Here is a 1,240-nt window from a genome sequence, read left to right as displayed (position 1 = left end):
CATCCGTCGGGTAGGGTCTGCGTTTTGCCATCTGGCCAGGATACCAGGTCTGGCCGCAAGTGCCTAACACGCTCTAGGAAACTCGGAAAGACGATGAAGAAGGCAATTTTTGTAGTAGTAGCTGTGAACGAACAATAAAGATTGACACAAGACAATACAGTTCGACACAAAACAATAGAGTCTGACACAAGCTGGTTGGCTGCCGTTATCCTGCTGCCTCTCATTCAACGGGACGGGTATGCGGGCACGGCGTTTCAGGACTCAGCAGGACATCGAGCGGTACGTGGCGCAGGGCTACGGACAAGGCGTCGGTGCCGACTACAAACCGTGGCTTCGCGTGCAGGATGTCCCATCACGTGGCCGCTCGCGAAAGGTTCATGGTCTCAAGACGGGGCGCGTCCATCACGTGCTTTCCGATCTTGAGTATAGCTATCTTGTCGCGCTCGAATTTTCTGAGCGCGTCGTCGATATCCGGGAGCAGTTCCCGCTCTTTCCGGTGGCGTCGGTTCAGGATATCGCCAGGCGGAGGGGCATCCGCTATCCGCTCTATGCGGGGACAACCATTCCTTTCGTGATGACGACCGATTTCGTCGTCACCGTGAAGGAAGGCGACGGTTCGGTTCGTGAGTTCGCGCGGACAGTCAAATACGCGGACGAACTGACGCCCGGTAGCAGGCTCTCTCGTACACTCGAAAAACTCGAACTCGAAAGAGCTTTCTGGGCTCAGCGCGGCGTGGACTGGAAGCTCGTCACTGAAACGAGCATGAGCGCCACGAAGGCAAGCAATCTCATCTGGCTTCGTGGCGGCGCGGAAATCGCGCGGGAATTGCGGGACAACAGCCAGCAGACCAGTTTTGTCGAGGGTATCGCAGAAGCAGGGACGCACGACCGGACGCTCTCTTCGCTGCTTCGCACCGTGAGTTACCGGCTGCGCATGCCTTACCCTGACGCTGTCAGGCTGTTCAGGCATCTGGTCTGGCACAAGGTACTTCTCGTCGATCTCGAAACGCCGATGAAAGCGACGTTGCGCGCACCCCGGATACAGGCCGCGGCGGACGGTCCAGTTCGTTATAAGGAGGCGGCCTGAGATGGGCGACACTACGGCGTTGCCTAATACGGTCATCGAGGCTCTGTCCAGTGAACTGCCGTTCGATGGCCTGGCGCGGGCACTGTCAGGTTGCTGGAGGTGTGGCAGTAGAATGAAGCGATGAAGAAGACGAAATCGCTTTATCACGGCCAC

The 1,240-nt window shown here is 57.6% G+C and carries 1 protein-coding gene; it reads left to right on the top strand.

The window, feature by feature from the left end; genetic code table 11:
• Positions 1-283: 283 nt before the first annotated feature.
• Positions 284-1,087, top strand: coding sequence for a TnsA endonuclease N-terminal domain-containing protein (locus SB764_RS38105; RefSeq protein ID WP_410866476.1), 804 nt, complete (start codon positions 284-286; stop codon positions 1,085-1,087).
• The last annotated feature ends 153 nt before the right edge of the window (positions 1,088-1,240 follow it).

Origin of the sequence: Paraburkholderia sp. SIMBA_027, from assembly GCF_046535315.1 — a bacterium.
GTDB lineage: Bacteria > Pseudomonadota > Gammaproteobacteria > Burkholderiales > Burkholderiaceae > Paraburkholderia > Paraburkholderia tropica.
This window is presented reverse-complemented; position numbering and strand designations above follow the sequence as displayed.